Source organism: Salinihabitans flavidus (assembly GCF_900110425.1).
Lineage (GTDB): Bacteria > Pseudomonadota > Alphaproteobacteria > Rhodobacterales > Rhodobacteraceae > Salinihabitans > Salinihabitans flavidus.
In genome coordinates this window covers 251,391-271,527 of the sequence record NZ_FODS01000001.1, presented here as the reverse complement: position 1 = coordinate 271,527, position 20,137 = coordinate 251,391, and the positions used below count along the sequence as shown (strand labels likewise).

Annotated in this window: 19 protein-coding genes; 15 read left to right on the top strand and 4 right to left on the bottom strand. The window is 62.1% G+C overall.

The features are described from left to right. Positions 1-40: 40 nt before the first annotated feature. The 6 genes from BMW66_RS01340 to BMW66_RS01315 all read left to right on the top strand — a co-directional run bounded on the left by BMW66_RS01340 (position 41) and on the right by BMW66_RS01315 (position 7,110). The gene (locus tag BMW66_RS01340; RefSeq protein ID WP_093114831.1) at positions 41-1,150 is read left to right on the top strand and encodes a glycosyltransferase family 61 protein; all 1,110 of its coding nucleotides are present in this window, start codon (positions 41-43) and stop codon (positions 1,148-1,150) included. 85 nt (positions 1,151-1,235) lie between these two features. Then, entirely contained in the window at positions 1,236-2,102 is an 867-nt protein-coding gene (locus BMW66_RS01335; protein WP_093114830.1) for a flagellar motor protein MotB, read from the top strand. A gap of 87 nt (positions 2,103-2,189) precedes the next feature. Then, positions 2,190-3,494: a flagellar hook protein FlgE gene (locus BMW66_RS01330; RefSeq protein WP_175483129.1), complete on the top strand. Its 1,305-nt coding sequence runs from the start codon at positions 2,190-2,192 to the stop codon at positions 3,492-3,494. 39 nt (positions 3,495-3,533) lie between these two features. Then, entirely contained in the window at positions 3,534-4,988 is a 1,455-nt protein-coding gene (flgK, locus tag BMW66_RS01325; RefSeq protein WP_093114828.1) for a flagellar hook-associated protein FlgK, read from the top strand. A gap of 2 nt (positions 4,989-4,990) precedes the next feature. After that, positions 4,991-6,001, top strand: a complete 1,011-nt coding sequence (locus BMW66_RS01320) for a flagellin (RefSeq protein ID WP_093114827.1) — start codon at positions 4,991-4,993, stop codon at positions 5,999-6,001. Positions 6,002-6,015: 14 nt separating this feature from the next. Further along, positions 6,016-7,110, top strand: coding sequence for a flagellar basal body P-ring protein FlgI (locus tag BMW66_RS01315; RefSeq protein ID WP_093114826.1), 1,095 nt, complete (start codon positions 6,016-6,018; stop codon positions 7,108-7,110). Between the two features lie 78 nt (positions 7,111-7,188). Here the strand turns inward: BMW66_RS01315 and fliP are convergent, their stop codons facing one another. The 4 genes from fliP to fliF are packed head-to-tail and all read right to left on the bottom strand — an operon-like array spanning position 7,189 to position 10,451. After that, positions 7,189-7,929 (bottom strand): flagellar type III secretion system pore protein FliP, encoded by a 741-nt coding sequence (fliP, locus tag BMW66_RS01310; protein WP_093114825.1) that lies wholly within the window; start codon positions 7,927-7,929, stop codon positions 7,189-7,191. Next, positions 7,926-8,222 carry a FliM/FliN family flagellar motor switch protein gene (locus BMW66_RS01305; protein WP_093114824.1) on the bottom strand — a complete coding sequence of 99 codons (297 nt, stop codon included), beginning with the start codon at positions 8,220-8,222 and terminating at the stop codon, positions 7,926-7,928. The genes fliP and BMW66_RS01305 overlap by 4 nt, the downstream gene beginning before the upstream one ends. After that, entirely contained in the window at positions 8,215-8,805 is a 591-nt protein-coding gene (locus tag BMW66_RS01300; RefSeq protein ID WP_093114823.1) for a FliH/SctL family protein, read from the bottom strand. Before BMW66_RS01300 ends, BMW66_RS01305 begins: the two co-directional genes overlap by 8 nt. Beyond that, on the bottom strand, positions 8,805-10,451 hold the full coding sequence (gene fliF / locus BMW66_RS01295; protein ID WP_093114822.1) for a flagellar basal-body MS-ring/collar protein FliF: 1,647 nt from the start codon (positions 10,449-10,451) through the stop codon (positions 8,805-8,807). Before fliF ends, BMW66_RS01300 begins: the two co-directional genes overlap by 1 nt. Positions 10,452-10,572: 121 nt before the next feature. Here fliF and BMW66_RS01290 point away from each other — a divergent pair, with 121 nt between their 5' ends. The 9 genes from BMW66_RS01290 (at position 10,573) to BMW66_RS01250 (ending at position 20,137) form a co-directional block, all read left to right on the top strand. Next, positions 10,573-11,094, top strand: coding sequence for a flagellar basal body-associated FliL family protein (locus BMW66_RS01290; protein ID WP_093114821.1), 522 nt, complete (start codon positions 10,573-10,575; stop codon positions 11,092-11,094). Between the two features lie 11 nt (positions 11,095-11,105). Further along, entirely contained in the window at positions 11,106-11,492 is a 387-nt protein-coding gene (locus BMW66_RS01285; protein ID WP_093114820.1) for a hypothetical protein, read from the top strand. Beyond that, on the top strand, positions 11,489-12,088 hold the full coding sequence (locus BMW66_RS01280) for a MotE family protein (RefSeq protein ID WP_093114819.1): 600 nt from the start codon (positions 11,489-11,491) through the stop codon (positions 12,086-12,088). Before BMW66_RS01285 ends, BMW66_RS01280 begins: the two co-directional genes overlap by 4 nt. A gap of 75 nt (positions 12,089-12,163) precedes the next feature. Continuing rightward, on the top strand, positions 12,164-13,033 hold the full coding sequence (gene motA, locus BMW66_RS01275; protein ID WP_093114818.1) for a flagellar motor stator protein MotA: 870 nt from the start codon (positions 12,164-12,166) through the stop codon (positions 13,031-13,033). Further along, positions 13,030-15,360, top strand: a complete 2,331-nt coding sequence (locus tag BMW66_RS01270; RefSeq protein WP_093114817.1) for a hypothetical protein — start codon at positions 13,030-13,032, stop codon at positions 15,358-15,360. Before motA ends, BMW66_RS01270 begins: the two co-directional genes overlap by 4 nt. Positions 15,361-15,525: 165 nt before the next feature. Then, complete coding sequence (locus BMW66_RS01265; protein ID WP_093114945.1) at positions 15,526-16,200, top strand: transglycosylase SLT domain-containing protein; 675 nt, start codon at positions 15,526-15,528, stop codon at positions 16,198-16,200. Between the two features lie 3 nt (positions 16,201-16,203). Further along, complete coding sequence (gene flhA / locus BMW66_RS01260) at positions 16,204-18,291, top strand: flagellar biosynthesis protein FlhA (protein WP_093114816.1); 2,088 nt, start codon at positions 16,204-16,206, stop codon at positions 18,289-18,291. Next, the gene (locus tag BMW66_RS01255) at positions 18,288-19,061 is read left to right on the top strand and encodes a flagellar biosynthetic protein FliR (protein ID WP_093114815.1); all 774 of its coding nucleotides are present in this window, start codon (positions 18,288-18,290) and stop codon (positions 19,059-19,061) included. The genes flhA and BMW66_RS01255 overlap by 4 nt, the downstream gene beginning before the upstream one ends. Next, complete coding sequence (locus BMW66_RS01250) at positions 19,058-20,137, top strand: EscU/YscU/HrcU family type III secretion system export apparatus switch protein (protein ID WP_093114814.1); 1,080 nt, start codon at positions 19,058-19,060, stop codon at positions 20,135-20,137. Before BMW66_RS01255 ends, BMW66_RS01250 begins: the two co-directional genes overlap by 4 nt.

Here is a 20,137-nt window from a genome sequence, read left to right as displayed (position 1 = left end):
GTCATAATCACCGCGAACGGAACAATCGCGCAGGCCCCGGATGCAACACGGCTTTGACCCGGATGCCCCGCTGGCCGGGCGGATCGAGGTTCTTGAGAACGCGGTGGTCGTGCCGTGGGGCGAAGGGCGCCGGAAAGGCATTGCCCGGCCCGCGGGTGTGTTTCACGCCGATGGCCGCTATTGCCGGGCGGGGCAGGCGTTTCGCGCCGAGAGCCGCCCCACGACGCTGGAGCCGGCGTTTCCCAAGCCCGCCGAGATCACCGGAGAGCTGTCGGGCACGGTGCTTTATGCCGGGTTGGCCTATGGGCATTTCGGTCATGCGCTGTGCGAATCGACCGCGCGGCTCTGGGCGCTGGATCATGCGGGGCCGGTGGACGAGGTTCTGTTCCTGCCCAAGAAGCGGCTGACTTGGCCCATGCGGAGCCTGCGGCAGCTTCGCCCGATCATGGAGGCGCTTGGCCCGATGCCCCCGCTGACCGCGATTTCCGAGCCGACGCTCGTGGAGCGGCTCATCGTGCCGCCGCAGGGGTTCGGCGTCGGCGGCCTGATCGCCGGATGCCCGGAGTTTCGCGCCTTCACGGAGTCGCGGCTGCGGCAGAGGGTGGTGCCGGACGGGCCGGAGAAGCTCTATATCTCTCGCTCGCGGCTGTTTCGCAAACGCGGGCGGCTGCTGTTCGAGGATGTGATCGAGGCGCGGATGGCGCGGGAAGGCTATGAGATCTTCCATCCGCAGGAACACGATCTTCAGACCCAGCTTGCGCGTTACAAGGCGGCGCGGGTCATCGTCTCGACCGACAATTCGGCGCTGCATCTGGCGGCTTTCGTGATCGCGCCGGAGTGCCGGGTGGCGATCCTGACGCGGCGACCGGGACATATCATCGACGATTTCCTGCTGCATCTGGATCGGTTCGCGGGGGTGTGCCCCACGGTCGTGGAGACCTGCCTGCGCTATTGGTTCCGCGCGGATGAGAAGGTGCAGTTCAACGAGGTGATGACGCTTCTCGATCTGGGGCGGACGGGCGCGGCGCTTCGGCAGGCGGGGTTCGTGGCGCATGGCGACTGGCCCGAGCCGACAGGGGCGGAGCTTGACGCGGAGCTTCGCGCCTTCGAGGCGCGGGCGGAGGCCAGCTTGCGCGAGGTCTTTCCCTGAGCGGTGTTGCGACAAGTTTAAGCGTTAAGGCCACGGTAATCCCTGCCCGTTAGATCAGAGGGTGGGTGAGATACAGGTGGTGGAAATGGCAGCGCAGTCCAATGCGGCGCCGGTCATCATCAAGAGAAAGAAAATCGTCGCTGGCGGCGGCCACCACGGGGGGGCGTGGAAGGTTGCCTATGCCGATTTCGTGACCGCGATGATGGCGTTCTTTCTTCTGATGTGGCTGCTGAACGCGACAACGGAACAACAACGCAAGGGTCTTGCGGACTATTTCAATCCTTCGGTGCCGATTGTGCGCGTGTCCGGCGGTGGGGACGGCATGTTCGGTGGTGAGACCATCTTCGAGGACAAGGTCGCGATGCAGAACGGCACGGGCGGGGTGCCGCCGGTGGATCAGCTTGAGCGCGACGGCGATGGGCCGATCGGTCAGAAGGATGGCGCCGGGCCCGAAGAAGCGGCGGAAAAGGCAGAGGAGGATGCGCTTTTCGCCAAGGTGGAGGATCTTCTGATCGGCGGCGGTGGCGAAAGCCTGGTGACGGAAAACGCGCTCAAGCACATTGTGACGCGGGTGACGGATGAGGGGCTGGTGATCGAACTGTTCGACGTGGAGGATGGGGCGCTTTTCTCGGAACACGACGACGCGCCCCGTCCGATTCTGGTGGATCTTGTACGGATGATCGCGGATGTGGCCGAGCTTGTGACGAACAAGCTGGCGATTGGCGGGCACATGCGGGCGGAGCCGGTCGTGGTTGCCGAACCCCGGGTCTGGAGGCGGTCACTGGCGCGGGCCGATACGGTGCGCCGCCTTCTGGAAACCCACGGCACCGCAGCCGAGCGGATCTCGCGGGTGACGGGCCATGCCGACCGCAAGGCGGTCACCGACATCCCGATGGACATTCGCAACAACCGGATCGAGATCGTGATCCTTCGCAGCAACCGGGGAGAGTAGATCGGATTTGATTTGTTAGGCTGCTGTTAAAGCGGAGCGCGGTATCTGTTGCGTCGAAACAGGTCGATGCAGCAGAAAGGCGTATTCATGACGATTTCATCCTCGCTCAACGCGGGAGTGGCCGGGCTCTCGGCCAATGCCACCCGCCTTGCCGCGATCTCCGACAATATCGCGAACTCCTCCACCTTCGGATACAAGCGGGTGGAATCGGATTTCCATTCCATGGTGATTTCGAGCCGGGGCGGCGTGAGCTATTCCGCCGGCGGTGTCCGGGCCTCCAATCAGAGACTTATTGATCAGCGCGGCCCGCTCGTGTCCACCGGGAACGCCACGGACCTCACGGTGCGCGGTCGCGGCATGATGCCGGTTTCCGTCGTGTCGGACGTCAAGGCCGGCAAAGCCAATCCCCAGATGCTCTTGTCGACCACAGGATCGTTTCGAACCGACTCGGAAGGCTATCTGACAACCAGTTCCGGGCTGGTGCTGATGGGCTGGGCGTCCAATCCTGACGGGACGACCCCGACGATGCCGCGGGATACAAGCGACGGATTGGTGCCGGTCCAGATCAACTCCAACCAGCTTGTCGGGGAGCCGACGACGAGGGTCAACCTTGGCGTGAACGTGCCCGCGACCGCCACGGAAGCCGGAAGCGCGGGCCAACCGGAAAGCCTGTCGGTGGAATATTTCGACAATCTCGGACGCTCCGAAAGCCTGAACGTGGAGTTTGTGCCGACGGTGCCGGCCGCCGGAACGGCGAATGAATGGACGATGATCATCCGCGACAGCGCATCCAACGACGCCGTGGTTGGCGAATACATTGTCGGTTTCAACGACGGACGGACAGATGGCGGCACGCTCGCCTCTGTCACGGCGACGACGGGCGGAGCGTATGATCCCGACAGCGGGTCAGTCGTCGTCAATACCGATGACGGGCCGTTGGAAGTGAAAATCGGCCATATCGGAGACAACGATGGCCTGACGCAACTGTCCAATGGGTTCGCCCCGCTTCAGATCACCAAGAATGGCTCTCCCGTGGGAAACATGACGGGCGTTGAGGTGGACGCGAGCGGATTTGTTCATGCCTATTTCGACAGCGGCATCACACGGACGATCTATCAGGTTCCGCTCGCCGACATCCCCAATCCGAATGGCATGGTGTCGCTCGACCATCAGACCTATATCCCAAGCCTTGAAAGCGGGCCCTTCTACCTCTGGGATGCGGGGGACGGGCCAACCGGGGACATGGTGGCCTTCGCCCGCGAGGAATCGGCCACCGACGTGGCGGGCGAACTGACCGACATGATCCAGACGCAGCGCGCCTACAGCTCCAACGCCAAGGTGATTCAGACCGTGGACGAGATGCTTCAGGAAACCACCAACATCAAACGCTGAGCCTCTGACGGCTGATCCGGTATTTCGAAAGGTAAGGGCATGAGTATCAACGGGATTCTCTCCAACGCGATGTCCGGGCTGAACGCTGCGGCACGGGCGGCCGATGTTGTATCCTCGAATCTGGCCAACGCCATGACGGAAGGATACGGGCGGCGCGAACTCGACCTGTCGTCGCGCGTTGGTGGCAGCTATGGCGGCGTCAGGATCGACGGGGTGTCGCGCTGGGTCGATGCCGGGGTGCTGGCCGATCGATGGCTTGCGGATGCGGGCCACGCCAATGCCGACATGCTGTCGGGGTTTCACTCTCGTCTCGAAGGGCTGTTCGGAGTGCCGACGGACCCGCATGCGCTGTCGAACAAGATGGCGGACTTCGAGGCCAGTCTTGTTTCCGCCGCGAGTTTGCCGGAGTCCGTCTCACGGTTGGAGGGGGTCGCAACGCGGGCCTCGGATCTGGCGGCCGGGCTGGCGCGCGTCTCCGACGGTTTGCAGGACATGCGCGAGTCTGCGGATACCAAGATCGATGCCATGGTCAAACAACTGAACGGGCTGCTGGGGCAGGTGCGCGACATCAACACGAGGGTCACGGCGGCCCAGATTTCGGGGCGGGACACATCGGCCCTTCTCGATCAGCGGCAGAAAGCGGTTGATGGCATCGCCGAGATTGTGCCGGTCCGCCAGGTGGACCGTGATCGGGGGCAGGTCGCGCTTTATTCCACGGGGGGTGCGATCTTGCTGGATGGTCGGGCGGTCGAGGTCGAGTTCGATCGCACGCAGACCATCATGCCATATATGACCGTTGAGAGCGGTCTGTTGTCCGGGCTTTCGATCAACGGGATCGCGGTGCGGACGGGCGCGGACAACGGCGCCCTGCGGGGCGGCGCGCTTTCGGCGCAATTCCAGATCCGCGACGAGCTTGCCGTGCAGACGCAGGAACAGATCGACGCCGTGGCGCGGGATCTGGTGGAGCGGTTTCAAACCCCGTCGGTCGATCCCACGCTCGGGGCGGGCGACGCGGGGCTGTTCACGGATCGGGGTCTGGCTTTCGATCCGGCGGATGAGACCGGGCTTGCCGGTCGTATCGCCGTCAACACCAGGGTCAGCCCCGCCGGCGACGGGGACTTCTGGAGGTTGCGTGACGGGCTTGGCGCGGCGGGGCCGGGCAATACCGGGGATGCGACGCTGCTTCAGTCAATGTCGGCGGCCATGTCCGACAAGCGGGTGCCGGCCTCTGGCGATTTTGGCGCGGGCGCGACGAGCGCTGCGGGGCTTTCCGCATCGCTTCTGTCGCAGATCGGGGCGGATCGGCTCGCCGGGGATCGGGCGCTCGGCTTTGCCTCGGCGCAGAGGTCCGCGCTGCGCGATCTGGAACTGGCCGATGGCGTTGACACGGATCAGGAGATGCAGCGCCTGATGATGATCGAGAATGCCTATGCGGCCAATGCGCGGGTGGCCCAGACGGCGGATGAAATGATGCAGGCCATTCTGAGGATTTAACCATGACGATGATCAGTATCGGAGACCTATCGACGCAGTTCATCCTGCGCCGGCATAACGGGCTTCTCAAGCAGGACATGATGCGCCTGACGCAGGAGATGACGACAGGACAGAAGAGCGATCTGGCCGATGCGCTTACCGGGGATTACTCCTATCTCTCCGATATCCAGAGATCGTTGAGTCTTCTGGACGGATACCAGCAATCCACCAAGGAGGCCGGACTGTTCACCGGCGCGATGCAATCGGTTCTCGGAAAGGTTCAGGACAGCACCGCGCAGCTTGGTTCCGATCTGATGACGGCGACGGAATCCCCCTTGCCGGGCGTTGTGCGCAACGCCTCTTCAGCGGCGGCCGATACGTTTCGATCCTTGGTGTCGCGGCTCAATACGGACATCGCGGGACGGAGCCTGTTTTCCGGCGTGGCCACCGATCGGGCGCCGCTTCTGGATGGCGATGCGATGCTGGACGAATTGCGGGGTGCGGTGGCGGGGGCCGTGACGGAATCGGATGTTCTCGATGCGATCGACGATTGGTTCCATGCACCCGGCGGCGGATTCGAAACAACGGGATATCGCGGCGCGGGTGAGTCGCTCTCTCCGTTTCAGCTTGGCGAATCGCAGTCGGTGACGGTGAACCTGCGGGCGGATGCCGATGAAATCCGCGACATGCTGCGCATGACCGCGGTTGCGGCGCTCGCCGGGGACACGGCATTGGGCTACAGCAAGGACTGGCAGCTCAATATGCTGCGCCGCGCGGGGTCGGAGATGCTTGGCGCGCAAGACGGGTTCACGGCCATGCGTGCCGATCTGGGCTTCGTCGAGGCGCGGGTCGAGGAAATTTCGACCCGCAATGCCGCTGCCCGCAGCAGCCTTGAGATTGCCCGGTCCGATCTGGCGTCCGCAGATCCCTATGAGACCGCGACTGAACTGAAGAATGTCCAAGGGCAGTTGGAGACACTCTATACGCTCACCGTGCGCCTTTCGCGCCTGTCACTTACGGATTTCATGCGATGAATGAGACATTCAGGATGCTGGCCACCGTTTTGTGTACCTTGCTTCTGGCCGGGTCTGCCACTGCCAACCAGATCCGGATCAAGGATCTGGTGGAGTTTGACGGGGTGCGCGGCAACGATCTTCTCGGATATGGCCTTGTGGTCGGGCTCAACGGGTCCGGTGACGGGCTGCGCAATGCGCCGTTCACCGAAGAGATCATGTCCAACACGCTTGAGCGGCTGGGCGTCAATGTGAGCGGAGAGCAGTTTCGGCCCAAGAACGTGGCTGCCGTCCTAGTGACCGCCGCATTGCCACCGTTTGCCCGGGCCGGGGGGCGGATCGACGTGACCGTATCGGCGATTGGCGATGCCAAGAGCCTTCTCGGCGGAACGCTTGTGATGACCCCGCTCAATGCGGCGGACGGACGGATCTATGCCGTGGCGCAGGGCACGGTGATTGCGGGCGGCGCGGCAGCGCAAGGCGATGCCGGTGGCGTTGTGCAGGGGGTGCCGACCGCAGGGGTCATCCCGGCAGGGGCCCGGGTCGAGCGCGAGATCGAGTTCGACTTTACCTCCCTGACCAGCCTGCGTCTGGCCCTGCGCGAACCCGATTTTACCACGGCGGCACGGATCGAACGCGCGATCAACAGGGATTTCGGCCGGGGCGTTTCTGTCATGCTCGATGCGGGCACGGTGCATCTCGACATCGCGGCCACGCAAAGCCGATCACCCGCCCATGCGCTTGGACGGGTCGAGAACATCCTCGTGCAGCCGGAACGCAAGGCCCGCGTTGTCGTCGATCAGCGGTCCGGTACGATCGTGATGGGCGATGATGTGCGGATCTCTCGCGTGGCGGTGTCACAGGGCAATCTGACGATCCGGATTCAGGAGCGGCCGCTGGCGGTGCAGCCAAACCCGTTTTCCGATGGGCGCACGGTCGTGGTCCCCCGCACCGATGCGGAAATCATCGAGGAAGAAGGCGTGGGGCTTGCGGAAGTTCCCGAGGGCGCATCGCTCAGCGAGGTGGTGGCCGGTTTGAACGCTCTTGGTGTCGCCCCGCGCGACATGATCGACATTCTCAAGAGCATCAAGGCCGCTGGCGCACTGCATGCGGAATTTCTGGTGCGCTGATCCCGCGAGGCCCTTCGGTGGTCATGAGCCTTCTGGGCACGGGAGGGGATCAGCCGCTTTCAATGGACAGGAACGCGATCAGAAATAGCTGCGTACCAAGGCGCTGGAAATCAGGCTCCAGCCATCGGCGACGACGAAGAAGGCGAGCTTGAACGGCAGCGAAACGATGGCAGGGGGCACCATCATCATCCCCATCGACATCAGGATCGCCGCGACCACGAGGTCGATGATCAGGAAGGGCAGGAAGATCAGGAAACCGATCTGAAAGGCGCGCGCAATCTCCGACAGAAGAAAGCTCGGTACCAGAACGGAAAGCGGGGCGTCGGGGGCGGGGGCGGTGCCCGCGACATCGGGGCGAAGTGCGGCCAGCGCCTCGAACGTGTCGGGGTCGAGCCGGGCGGCCATGAAGGTGCGGAACGGCCCGAGCGTACGCTGGAACGCCTCTTCAACGGCAATTTCCTCGTTCAGAAGCGGGCTGACACCCATCTCCCAGGACTGGCGAAACACCGGGTCCATCACGAAATACGTCAGGAAAAGGGCCAGACTCACCATCAACATGTTGGGCGGCGACTGCTGCAATCCGATAGCCTGTCTCAGAATCGACAGGACGGTCACGACAAAGGGAAAACAGGTGATCATGATCGCCAGCCCCGGCACGAGGCTGAGCAGGGTGATCAGCACGAAAAGCTGTATGCCGCGCGCCGTCAGGGACCCATCATCGCCCAGCGAAACCGAAACGTCCTGCGCCGCCACCGGACCGGAGGCCAGCACAAGCACCAGAAGCGCGAGAGCGGCCGGACCGGGGCCGCGCCCGATCATTCAAGCCCGCCCTGAAGATCGGCCACTTCGGTCAGGCGCACGGCAAGCTGCCCCTGCTGCGCGCCATCGAGCTCCTCCAGCTCGCCGCGCGCGATTAGCTTGTCCCCGACGTAGAGTTCCACCGGATCGTCGACCCGCCGGTCGAGTGTGAGCACGCCGTTCTCTCCGAGTTTGAGCAGATCCCCGATCAGCGGTCGGGCCCGTCCGACGGAAATCGTGATCTCGATCGGGACCGAATTGAATGGCCCCGAGAGTTCGGGGCGATCGGTTTTGCCGGCAGGGGTATCAGCCATGACGTGCCTCTTTCTCGGTTTCGTGGAAGAAGCCGGCGATCGCCTCTTCGATGCCGCTGAGGACATCGTCCATCGCGATCTGCTTCTCTCGGGTTCCCAGACGAATGAAGGCCTGGCCATCGGTCAGGCTGGAGTCTTCGAGGATTTCGACCGGCATGGAGATCGATCCGGGGAGATACGCGCTCAGCCTTTCGGCGGTGCCGGGGGCGGCTACGATCTCGGCGGTGACATCGGTGGCGCCTTTGCACAGATCCTCAAGCTGTTCGACGATCCGGGGAACAAGCGATGCCTGAGCAATGGGCGGTAGCACCTTCGTCACGATCTGCTCCAGAACGGGTTTCATCGCCGCCGCCATTGCGACATACGCCTCCGTATAGGTGAAGGACAGATCCTGAAGGTTGCGGGCAAGATCGGCGGCAATATGGGCCTGCTCTTCACTGGATGCCTTGATCGCATCATCCCAGCCGGCCTTGTAGCCTTGTTCGAAGGAGGCGAGCATGTCAGCGTCCCCCGTCGTTTCGGCGTGGGTTGGGGTATCGGCTGTGGGGGTGCTGAAATCTTCGAGCAGGTGGGCAATGCTCATCAGGCATTCTCCTCTCGGTCTTCAAGCCAGTTGCGGAGGATTTCGACCGTTTCCTCCTGCCGCTCACCGATCAGGGCGCGCAGACGGTCCACCGGATCGCGGGAGTCATCGGAGGCACCGAGCGCGTCAAAATCACTGTTGGTGTTGAAATTCAGCTCGGGCAGATCGCCTGCCGTCGAGAAGTCAAAGGCGCCATCGTCCACCTCTCCGGTCAGGGCGTCGGAGCCTTCGGCGCCGTCCTGTTCAGAGGCGGCCCACGATCCAAGGCGCGCGGGATCGGCCGTCGCGGGCAACGCATCGGCGGCGGAGCGGGTCAGGAGCGGCCGAACGACGAAAAGCCCCAGCAAAAGAGCGACCAGCGCAAGCACCGCGGTCTGTATGACAGACATCAGGTCAAGCGAAACCCTGTCGAGCAGGGAGGTCGTGGCGGCTGTCCCCTCTTGCAGGACGGGTTCAAAGGCCATGGATTTCAGCGTGATGACGTCGCCGCGCGCCTCGTTGAGGCCCACGGCAGAGGCGACCAGTTCCCTGAGCGCGGCAAGCTCCTCTTCCGGGCGGGGAATGAAAACCGTTTCGCCGTCGGCGTTCACCTCCTGCGTTGCGTTGACAAGAACGGCAACGGTCAGGCGCTTGACGGCGCCGGGCACACGAGTGATTTCGCGTTCTGTCTCGGAGACCTCGTAGTTTACCCGTTCGCGTGTTTCGCTGTCCTGTTTGGTTGAGCTTTCGCCCTTGGCGGCATCGCCATCCGGCAGGTTCGACGCAACTGTGACACCATTGTCACCGGAGTTCCGGGAACTGGTGGACCGTTCTTCGGTGTCGGTGCTTATGGCGACGCGGCTTGCGGGGTCGAAAGTGCGTTCGCGGATCGATTCGGTTTCGGTGACGCTCTCGACGCTCAATTCCACAACGGCATTGCCGGGCCCCACGCGCGCTTCGAGAAGATTCTGCACCCGGTCGCGCATCCGGGTTGCGCGGTCATCGAGCCCGGCGGCGGCCGAAGGGGTTTCATCCCCCTTGCCGATCAGCCCGTTGATACCGTCGATTATGACCACGTCCTCCGGCGCGAGCCCGGCGACCGCCGAGGCCACAAGGTATCTGAATGCGCGCGCCTGCTCGGCGGAGAGAGGACCGCCAGCGGTGGTGACGGAAACGGAGGCCGTGGGGGTCACGTCGCGGCGGAAAGGGTTCGAGTTGGTGTTGGCGATATGAACGCGTGCACCTGTAATGCGGGGGCTGCCGGTGATCGTTCTTGCAAGCTCCCCCTCCTTGGCGCGCCAGTAGGCGGCATCGAACATCTGGCTGGTCGTTCCGAACCCCGAGAGCGTGTCGAGCAGTTCGTATCCGCTGTTTGTGTTGGCAGGGAGTCCCTCGCTCGCAAGAGTCATGCGCAACGCGTCGCGTTGTGACGAATCGACATAGATCGCGCCGCCCCGGATCTGAAAGGACACGCCGCGCTGTTCCAGCGCGCGCACGACCTCACCGGCGGGGCCGCTTTCCAATCCGCTGTAGAGCAGGGCCATTCCCGGTGTTGTGGCCATACGGGTGAGTGACAATACCGCCACAAAAACCGCGATGGTCGCGGCCAGGACGATCACGCGGCGGCGCATGTTCAGGGCGGACCACACATTCAGAATCTGCTGCACGACAATCCTCCGTCACACCGGACCTTCTGCCCGGTTTGGGTCATCATTCTCCGGTCAGGCTTAACAATCAGTTAGTTTCTGTCGGTCTATAGAGGGGGCAGCAAAAAATTCGGATGCGAGTATGGCAGAGGCTGCGACATCAGAGGAAAACGGTGGCAAGGCGGGGAGGAACCTCTCTCGGCGATCACTTCTGACCGGATTGATTCTTGCCATCGTGGGCGGTGGTGGGGGGTTCTATGCGGTCTATTCCGGAGCCCTTTCGGGAATGGGGATGTTTGCGGACGGCGCCTCCGTGGGAGCGGTGGAAGAATCGCCGAATGCGATCCCCACGGAGCCGTTGCCGGACATGGCGTTCGTACCGATTGAGACGATCATCGTGTCGCTCCGTGGTGATTCGCTAAGCCGTCATCTGAAGTTCCGCGCCCAGCTGGAGGTTCCGTCAGAATACCGCAGAGAGGTCGAATCGGTCCTGCCCCGGATTGTGGACGTGCTCAACGGTTATCTCGGAGCACTGGAACCCGGCGATATAGAGCGGACGGCGGCCCTGACCCGCCTGCGGGCGCAGATGCTGCGCCGAATCCAGATCGTGACCGGGCAGGCGCGGGTACGTGATCTGCTCATCATGGAATTCGTGTTGAACTGAAAGAGGCCAGAATGGATTTGATCGCCGATACCCTGCTCGTTGCCGGTGCGCTTGGTGCCGGGCTTTATTGTTTTGTTCTGGCCCGGCGGCTTTCGCGTTTCAACGATCTGGAAAACGGCGTTGGGGGGGCGGTTGCCGTTCTCTCGGCTCAGGTGGACGATCTGACCAAGACGCTGACCGCGGCGCGGAAGACCGCCAATGCATCGACCGAATCGCTCAACGAACTGACGGGACGTGCGGAGGATGTGGCCAAAAGGCTCGAACTTCTTGTGGCGTCGATGCACGACCTGCCCGACCCGGAGGCGGGTGAGAAGCATCCGCCCCCCCCTTCGGAGCCGTCTCCGCCGGAGGCGATGTTTCTCCGACACAACGCCAATAGCCGGACCAATCGGCAATGACCAAGGCGCCGAAGAAGACAAGTGGGCGTCGCCCGGGCAAAGGGAGCCTGATGGTGATTGCCTTGCTTCTTGTCGGGTCGGCCCTCATCCGGCTGGGCACAGAAGCGGGGCAGGCAATCGCAAAGGAAAGCGACCCACCCTCCGGCGAGCGGACGGAACTGTCGCAGCCCGCAAACTGTGAGCCACCCGAGGACATGCGCGAGTTGCTCGGCGTGTTCCGCGCGCGCGAAGACAGGCTTGTGCAGCGTGAGGCGGAGGTGCGCAACCGGATGCAGGCCCTGTCGGTCGCCGATGAGCAGATCGGCAAGAGAATGACCGCCTTGCAGCAGGCGGAGGAACGTCTGCGCGAGACCATCGCGCTTGCCGATAGCGCGGCAGAGGGTGATCTGTCACGCCTGACAGAAGTCTACGAGACCATGAAATCCAAGGAAGCGGCGGCGCTTTTCGAAGAGATGGACCCGGTGTTTGCGGCCGGGTTCCTGGCCCGGATGAAACCCGATGCCGCGGCAGGGATCATGGCCGGGCTGACTCCGAAATCCGCCTACACGATCAGCGTGGTCCTGGCCGGGCGAAACGCCAATGTTCCAACCGAATGACCTCTGCACAGCCGACGGTTTCTTAACCCTTGGCTGCCAGTGTGATGCCGGAACGAGGCTTGTTGGGGAATTTGCATGATCGGGATCATCGGCATTTCTGTTGTGTTTGTGATGGTATTCGGTGGCTATCTTGCTGCGGGCGGCAAACTCGCGATCATCCTCCATTCCCTGCCTTTCGAACTGGCGATGATCGGCGGTGCGGCGATCGGGGCCTTTCTTGTCAGCAACGACATGTCCGCGATCAAGCAGACGATGAGGGATCTGGGCAAGGTTTTCAAGGGACCGAGATGGAAACATGAGGATTACCGTGACCTTCTGTGCCTTCTCTTCGAACTGATCCGAATCGCACGTCAGAACCCTGTTGCCATCGAAGAGCATATCGAGGCACCGATGGACTCTGCGATTTTTGGAAAATACCCAAAGATTCAAGCGGATAAGGAGGCGGTGGCCCTGATTGCCGACACAATGCGCTCGGCGTCGATGAACTATGACGATCCGCATCAGGTGGAGGAGGTGCTTGAAAAGCGGATGGAGGCCAGTTTGCACCATGCGCTTCACTCCAGCCATGCACTTCAGACGATGGCGGACGGTTTGCCCGCACTGGGCATCGTGGCGGCGGTACTGGGCGTGATCAAGACGATGGCGTCGATCGATCAACCACCCGAGATCCTGGGCAAGATGATCGGCGGGGCGCTTGTGGGGACGTTTCTCGGCGTGTTCCTGTCCTATGGACTGGTCGGGCCCTTCGCGGCGAAGGTGAAATCCGTGGTCGAGGAGGACAGCCATTTCTATCAGCTCATTCGGGAGGTGTTGGTCGCGAACCTGCACAATCATGCCACCAATATCTGCATCGAGGTTGGCCGTCAGAATACGCCGGCCCATTGCCGTCCGGACTACTCCGAACTTGAAGAGGCGCTGAAATCGGTAAAAAAGGACGCTGCATGACCCGCTGGATCGTATTTGCCCTGCTGGCCGCGATACTGACAGCCGGACCCGTGCACGCCGTTGCGGTGCCTGTGCGGACGGGTGATCACGCGGATTTTACCAGACTGGTGCTGACCCTTCCCGATAGCGAGACCGGCTGGAGGCTGCGCAAGCGGGGACAGGGCTACAGGCTCACGCTTGAGGCCGAAGGTATTGAATATGATCTGAGCGAGAGCTTCGTTCGCATCTCACGGGAACGTCTGGCCGACCTTCGTGCCGTTGGCGGCGACCGGGCGCTCGATCTGCTCCTCAACTGCGGTTGCAGTGTGAGGAGTTTCCGTTTCGGCGACCGGCACCTTGTTGTGGATATACAGGACACGAAGGGGACGGGTACCGGGCATGAGGCTCATGTATTCGGTTTCGGATTGCCTGCGGTCGACAGTCCGACACCGCGCGCCAAGCTCCGGTTCGCCCGCGCTGTTCCAAGGCGCACGCCGGAGCGCTTCCCAAGGCCGTCCGCAGATGCGGCGGTGTCTGCAAACCTGCCGACGCCAAGGGGGGAGGATTGGCTTGGCAATGAGGGGTTTTTTGAACGCCAGAAGCAAGTTCGAACGGCTCGCATCAAACTTTTGGAAGGTCTGGGCAAAGCGGCAACGCAAGGACTTCTGGACCCTGTGGAGAGGGTGGGTCGACAGGTTTTGCGCGTGCCGGACACTCGTGAGCGGCAGGATTCAACCTCCGCCCCTCCTTCACCGCCGGCTGAATCGAAGGGCGGGCTCCCGAATGTCAACATGGCGGCGCAAACCAGTATTGATCAAGCGGTGGAGCAGACGTTCGATGCGCTCAGGACGCAGGCGAGCGACGTGCGCTGTCTGACCTCCGCGGCCGTCGCGATTCAGGACTGGGCGGACGACCGTTCTATGGCGGCACAACTCGCCGATTGGCGCGGGAAACTCTACGGAGAATTCGACAAGCCCGACATCGCGTCGGTCACGGGGCTTGCGAGGCTTTACCTTCATTTCGGTTTCGGCGCGGAGGCGGAGCAAATTCTGAAACTGGCGCAAGCGGAGAGTCCCCGTCATGACGTGCTTTTCGCCATGGCGCGGATGATGGACCACAACAGCGTGGGCCGCGTAAATCCATTTGCCGGGCAGTTGACCTGTGACGGTGGCGCAGCGCTATGGTCCCTGCTTGCCGAGGAAACGCCCGAAGCCGCCGGCAATGTAAACGTTCGGGCCGTTCTGCAGGCGTTTAGTGTCTTGCCGGCGCACCTTCGTCTGCATCTCGGCCCGAGGCTCAATGAACGCTTCATCGCCCGGCAGGATGTCGAGGCGTCCCAGGCCATACTGAAGGCCACGGAACGTGGAGCCGAAGCACCGGACGCCCGTGTGCATATGGCAGAGGCGCAACTTGATATGTCCACGGGCGATATGGCGGCGGCCGAGAAAAATCTCGACAAGGTGGTGGCATCAAACAGCGAGTTGTCGCCTGCGGCCCTCGTTGATCTGATCGAGTCCCGACATGAGCAGGGCGAGTCACTTCGCGAGGATCTGGCGGCGCTGGTCGGTGCCATGGCCATCGAGCATCGAAATGAACCGGAAGGTGCGGACCTGCGAATGGCACATGTCACTGCGCGGGCGATGACATCGGAGTTTGCCGCCGCCTTTGAGGCGCTGTCGGATCTTGAGAACCGAGATGGAGCCGGGAATGCCGCGCAGGCGCGCTCGCGATTGGTGGACCGACTGACAGACCGTGCCGAAGACTTCGCGTTCGCGGAGCTGATGTTGCGGAAGGTTGTGCTGCCCGGCAAGTCGCTGGAGGCGTCGGTAGAGAACGCGGCGGCAAACCGGCTTGTCGCGCTCGGCTTTCCGACCGAGGCGCGCCATCTGATCGCCGAAGGGGCGGACGGCGACATCGGATCGGCACGTCGGATGCTGAGGGCGCGGGCCGCGATACTGCTTGGGAAGCCACGTCAGGCCGAGGCGGATCTGCTTGGTCTGAAGGGGCAGGAGGCGAACAGGCTGCGTGCCGAAGCGCGAAGCATGGCCGGTGAACATGAGCGGGCCGCCGCTCTTCTTGCTTCGATCGGAGAGACGGAAGAGGCGGAAAACGCGGCATGGCTGGCCGGAAGCTGGGACCGCCTCAGGTCAGCGGAAACAGACGTGTTTCGCAATTTGACGCGGGTCGTTTCCGCGCCTGAAGCGCCACAGGGCGATCTGCAACTCGCATCTCTGGACGAGGTGACACTTTCGGAGAGCCGCACGCTTCTCGAGGAGAGTATCGAGGCGCGGGAAACACTCCGCAACCTTCTTGCGCATTTCAAGGTGCAGGTTCCCCAGACGGAATAAGCCGAAATGAAGGTTCCTTTCCATTTTCGCGGGCGGCGTTACCGAATCTAAATCTCCTGAGCATATCCCGGTGAACGTCACCGCAGAATGCGAACAAATAACGGATCAAACCTCATGCCCAGAAGAATTCGGGGCCTTTTCATCCCTCGTGTCATTCTTGCGACGATGCTCGCGCTGCCTGGCCCTGCCATACTGGCCGCATCTGTCGAGAGTGCCATTTGTGACCGGGCGGCCCGTATCGCATCCAGTGACACTGGTGTGCCGATGGACGTCCTGATGGCGATCACCCGTTCAGAGACCGGACGAATGCGCAGCGGGCGATATAATCCGTGGCCCTGGACGGTGAACATGGAGGGCAAGGGTCTCTGGTTCGATAGCGAGCAAGAGGCGCTGCGCTATGCCCTCCGGAACCACAAACGAGGCGCGCGCAGCTTCGATGTGGGGTGTTTCCAAATCAACTACAAATGGCACGGTGAAGCATTTCAGACGATCGCTCAGATGTTCGATCCGGTCAAAAACGCCAGATATGCGGCCGATTTTCTGAGCCGGCTACATCATGAGACCGGAAACTGGCCCGAAGCAGCGGCAGCCTATCATTCACGCACGCCGAAGTACGCCAACCGCTACAAGGCACGCTTCATCAGGATCAGGGCGTCGCTGGATGAGTCCGGCAGGATCGAATCCGATGACATCAGAGGCACAGGGCCTACCGATGCGACAGTGATCGCAAGCAATGGCTTGCCATTGCTGTCCGGCAAGCAGGGCGTTGCCGCTCTTGGTTCGCTCGTGCGGTTGCAGCCTGACCCAGAGCGGCGCTCTCTCTTCGCGGCTGGAGGCTGAGCCATGTCTGTTCTTTCGCTCAAGGCAGTGTTCAGTCCGACAATATTGCTCGCGCTGGCACTGATGGCGGTCATCGTGATGATGATATTGCCCGTACCGGCTTGGGTGCTTGATATCGGTCTGGCCGGGTCGTTCGCACTGGCGATCCTGATTTTCACGGTGACGCTGTTCATTGAGCGACCGTTGGATTTTTCCGCCTTTCCAACAGTGCTTCTGGCGTCTCTGATGCTGCGTCTGTCGCTCAACGTGTCCTCGACCAAGCTAATCATCGGACAAGGGCATACCGGAACCGGAGCCGCCGGGGACGTGATCCAGGGTTTCGCGAATTTCGTCATGTCGGGTAGCGTTTTTCTTGGGCTGGTGGTGTTCGGTGTTTTGCTCATCGTGAACTTCATGGTGATCACCAAGGGGGCGGCGCGGATGGCAGAGGTCGGCGCGCGATTTGCGCTGGACGGGATGCCGGGCAAACAGCTCGCCATCGACAGCGACATGTCGGCCGGTGCGATCGACCATGCCGAGGCCAAACGCCGTCGGGAGGTGGAGCAGCAGGAGACCACCTTCTTCGGCTCGCTCGACGGGGCGTCGAAATTCGTCAAGGGCGATGCCATTGCCGGGCTTCTCATCACCATGATGAACCTGATCATGGGGCTGGTGATGGGGATCGTTGTGCATGGCATGCCCCTGGCGGAGGCGTTCGAAACCTATTCGATCCTGACCGTTGGTGACGGGCTTGTGACGCAGATTCCGGCGGTCATCATTTCCATTGCCTCAGCCCTGCTTCTGGCGCGCGGGGGCAACACCGGATCGACCGACTTGACGCTCGTTGCCCAGCTCGGGAAGTATCCGCCCGCGCTTGTGACAGTCGCCGTACTGATGGTGCTTTTCGCGCTTGTCCCCGGCCTGCCGTTCCTGCCCTTCATCGCGGGCGGAGCGGGCCTTGGCGCGGTGGCCTATTTCCTTCACCGAAATCAGACCAGTCGCGCGGCTGAAGATCAGGCGGAGCCGGAAGAAACGCATGGCCCGACCGAGAAAACCATGGGTGATATGCTCGACCTCGATGATATTCACGTCGAGTTCGCGCCCGATCTGGTCAATATGGTGCTCGATGCAGGAGCCGGCCTTGATGCCCGTATCGCGAGCATGCGGTCCCATGTCGCCTCGAGCTTTGGTGTGATCCTGCCGGAGATCCGGCTGACAGACGATGCGGCCCTGCCAACGGGGAGCTATGTCGTGCGTATCCATGGGGTGGAGCTTGCGCGAGCGACTCTCCTGCCCGACAGAGTGCTGGCACTGATTCCCGAAGGCGGGTCAAATCTGCCCGATGGCAAGGATATAAGTGAGCCTGTTTATGGTGCACCAGCGCGATGGATCAGCCCCGGGGATCAGGAAAGCGCCGCGCTTTCGGGGCTGACCATCGTCACCCCGGTGGAGATTCTGGCTACGCATCTTCTGGAGATCATCCGCAAGAACCTAGCTCGTCTGCTCACGTTGAAATCGCTGCGCCGCCTTCTTGATGAGATGGTTAGATTGTCGGACCCCGGGCGGGCGGAGGCAAACCGCAAGTTGCTTGATGAGTTGATCCCGGACAAGGTACCGATGGACCTTCTGCACCGGGTTCTGAGGCTGTTGCTGGAGGAGCAGGTTTCGATCCGAAACCTGCCGCTGATCATGGAGGCGATTGCCGAAGCCCGTCAGATTCATGTCCGTCCCGAGGCAATCAGCGAACATGTCCGCCACAGGCTGGGATTCCAACTCGTTTCTGCGTTGCGGCGTGAAGATGGCACCATACCGCTTGTGCAGCTTGCGCCCGAATGGGAGGACACGTTCAACACCTATCAGATCGAAGGTGAAAAAGGCGGTTTCGACATTGCCCTGCCCCCGGACATTTTCAACACCCTTGCGACGTCGGTGTCGGACAAGCTGACCGAGGCCAGCGGCAAGGGAGTGTCTCCGGCGGTCGTGACCTCGACCCGGCGCCGCCGCTTTCTGCGCACCGTGATGAGCGCAAAAGGGATACCAAATCCCGTGCTGTCGTTTGAGGAGATCGGGCTGGAGGCGCGTCCGTCGCTTGTCGGGGTCGTGCCGGCATGAATGACACCGCACTGGCCCTGTTCAATCTGTCGCAGGACATGTTCTGGCATGGGGCTGCGGTCTTTCTAAGGGTCGGTGCGGCGATGGCGGTTCTTCCCGCCTTTGGGGAGCAATCGGTTCCCGCACGGGTCAAGCTGGCGCTTGCTTTCGTTTTCACGCTTGTCGTCGCGCCCTCACTGGCGACGCCTATCGGAACAGAGCGCGACTTGCTCTCTTTCGGCTGGCTTGCCGTGAGCGAGGCCGGGGTCGGGCTGGCTCTCGGGATCGGAGTCCGGATGTTCATCTTCGCACTGCAGGTCGCGGGTTCCATGGCGGCTCAGGCAACGTCGCTGTCGCAACTTCTTGGGTCGGCGGGGGCCGAGCCACTGCCCGCTATGGGACATCTTCTCGTCGTGGCCGGGCTGGCGCTCGCTGTCCTGACCGGATTGCATGTGCGTGTGGCCGAGCTTTTGATTCTGTCCTATGAGGTATTTCCCGCTGGCCGTATGCCCGAGGCAGGCGCGCTTTCGGAATGGGGGATCGCGCAGGTTGCGCGGGCCTTCTCGCTCGCCTTCAGCCTCGCGGCACCATTCGTGATCATGTCAGTGCTTTACAATCTGACCCTTGGGGTAATCAACAGGGCGATGCCGCAGCTGATGGTGGCCTTTGTCGGTGCCCCTGTGATCACGGCGGGGGGTCTATTCCTGCTCTTTCTGGTTTCGCCGTTTCTGCTCAGCGTCTGGATCGAGGCGTTCAACGGTTTCCTCGCCAGTCCCGTGGGTGGGCGATGAACGCGCAGGGTGAGGAAGCTGAGAAATCTCATGAACCGACTCAGAAAAAGCTTGATGACGCGCGAAAGAAGGGTGAAATCGCGCGCTCGACGGACCTCTATGTGGCGGCGTCCTATGCGGGCTTCCTGCTCGCCCTTCTGGCGTCCGGTGCCTATACTGTCGGCACTGTGGGCGAGGCGCTGTTGGTTCTGATTGATCAGGCGCCGGAACTGTCCCTGCTGGTTTTTGAAGGTCATCCCTCCACATTGCCTGGCGGTCTGATGCGTGGCGTCGCCATCGGTCTGGCCCCGCTTTTTCTCATTCCGGCCGGTGCGGTCATTCTCGCGGTGTTGGCGCAGCGGGCTTTTGTGGTCGCTCCAGAGAAACTCATGCTCAAGGCGTCGCGGATCAATCCGGTGCAGAATGCCAAGAACAAGTATGGCCGGGGCGGGCTGTTCGAGTTTGCCAAGAGCTTCGCCAAACTCGTCACCTACTCGATCTGCCTCGCATTTTTCCTTCGGGCCCGGCTGTCGGAAATGGCTGGTTCGATACAGGCCGACCCCCATGTCATAGCCGGGCTGCTCGCAAGGTTGGGGGTGGAGTTTCTTTCACTGGTCCTGGTCATTGCGCTTGCCATCGGTGTGATCGATTACCTTTGGCAGTGGCAGGAACACCGGCGCAAGAACATGATGTCGCGGAAGGAACTGACAGATGAGACCAAGGAGTCCGAGGGCGATCCGCATATGAAGCAAGGGCGCCGGGCCAAGGCGCAGGAGATTGCCAATTCGCACATGCTCGCGGATGTTCCGGACGCTAGCGTCGTGATCGTGAATCCGATGCACTATGCGGTCGCCCTTTCGTGGAGTCGCAAACGTGGAGAGGCACCAATCTGTATCGCAAAGGGTGTCGATGAGATCGCAAAGCGGATCAGGGATATTGCCGGAGAGAATGGAGTTCCCGTTCGAAGTGACCCGCCCGTGGCGCGTGCACTCTATGCCGTGATTGAGATCGGTGATGAGATTCCAACCGATCACTACCGAGCGGTTGCCGCCGCGATCCGATTCGCCGACGCCATGCGAGAAAGGGCCTGGAGGTGA

Excerpts from the sequence above, each read along its gene's own strand:
- BMW66_RS01320 (WP_093114827.1), top strand. The coding sequence starts at position 4,991 with ATGACGATGATCAGTATCGGAGACCTATCGACGCAGTTCATCCTGCGC.
- BMW66_RS01265 (WP_093114945.1), top strand. The coding sequence starts at position 15,526 with ATGCTCGCGCTGCCTGGCCCTGCCATACTGGCCGCATCTGTCGAGAGT.
- flhA (WP_093114816.1), top strand. The coding sequence starts at position 16,204 with ATGTCTGTTCTTTCGCTCAAGGCAGTGTTCAGTCCGACAATATTGCTC.
- BMW66_RS01335 (WP_093114830.1), top strand. The coding sequence starts at position 1,236 with ATGGCAGCGCAGTCCAATGCGGCGCCGGTCATCATCAAGAGAAAGAAA.
- BMW66_RS01305 (WP_093114824.1), bottom strand. The coding sequence starts at position 8,222 with ATGGCTGATACCCCTGCCGGCAAAACCGATCGCCCCGAACTCTCGGGG.
- BMW66_RS01270 (WP_093114817.1), top strand. The coding sequence starts at position 13,030 with ATGACCCGCTGGATCGTATTTGCCCTGCTGGCCGCGATACTGACAGCC.
- BMW66_RS01280 (WP_093114819.1), top strand. The coding sequence starts at position 11,489 with ATGACCAAGGCGCCGAAGAAGACAAGTGGGCGTCGCCCGGGCAAAGGG.
- fliP (WP_093114825.1), bottom strand. The coding sequence starts at position 7,929 with ATGATCGGGCGCGGCCCCGGTCCGGCCGCTCTCGCGCTTCTGGTGCTT.
- BMW66_RS01315 (WP_093114826.1), top strand. The coding sequence starts at position 6,016 with ATGCTGGCCACCGTTTTGTGTACCTTGCTTCTGGCCGGGTCTGCCACT.
- flgK (WP_093114828.1), top strand. The coding sequence starts at position 3,534 with ATGAGTATCAACGGGATTCTCTCCAACGCGATGTCCGGGCTGAACGCT.
- BMW66_RS01340 (WP_093114831.1), top strand. The coding sequence starts at position 41 with ATGCAACACGGCTTTGACCCGGATGCCCCGCTGGCCGGGCGGATCGAG.
- BMW66_RS01330 (WP_175483129.1), top strand. The coding sequence starts at position 2,190 with ATGACGATTTCATCCTCGCTCAACGCGGGAGTGGCCGGGCTCTCGGCC.
- BMW66_RS01290 (WP_093114821.1), top strand. The coding sequence starts at position 10,573 with ATGGCAGAGGCTGCGACATCAGAGGAAAACGGTGGCAAGGCGGGGAGG.
- BMW66_RS01300 (WP_093114823.1), bottom strand. The coding sequence starts at position 8,805 with ATGAGCATTGCCCACCTGCTCGAAGATTTCAGCACCCCCACAGCCGAT.
- BMW66_RS01250 (WP_093114814.1), top strand. The coding sequence starts at position 19,058 with ATGAACGCGCAGGGTGAGGAAGCTGAGAAATCTCATGAACCGACTCAG.
- BMW66_RS01255 (WP_093114815.1), top strand. The coding sequence starts at position 18,288 with ATGAATGACACCGCACTGGCCCTGTTCAATCTGTCGCAGGACATGTTC.
- BMW66_RS01285 (WP_093114820.1), top strand. The coding sequence starts at position 11,106 with ATGGATTTGATCGCCGATACCCTGCTCGTTGCCGGTGCGCTTGGTGCC.
- motA (WP_093114818.1), top strand. The coding sequence starts at position 12,164 with ATGATCGGGATCATCGGCATTTCTGTTGTGTTTGTGATGGTATTCGGT.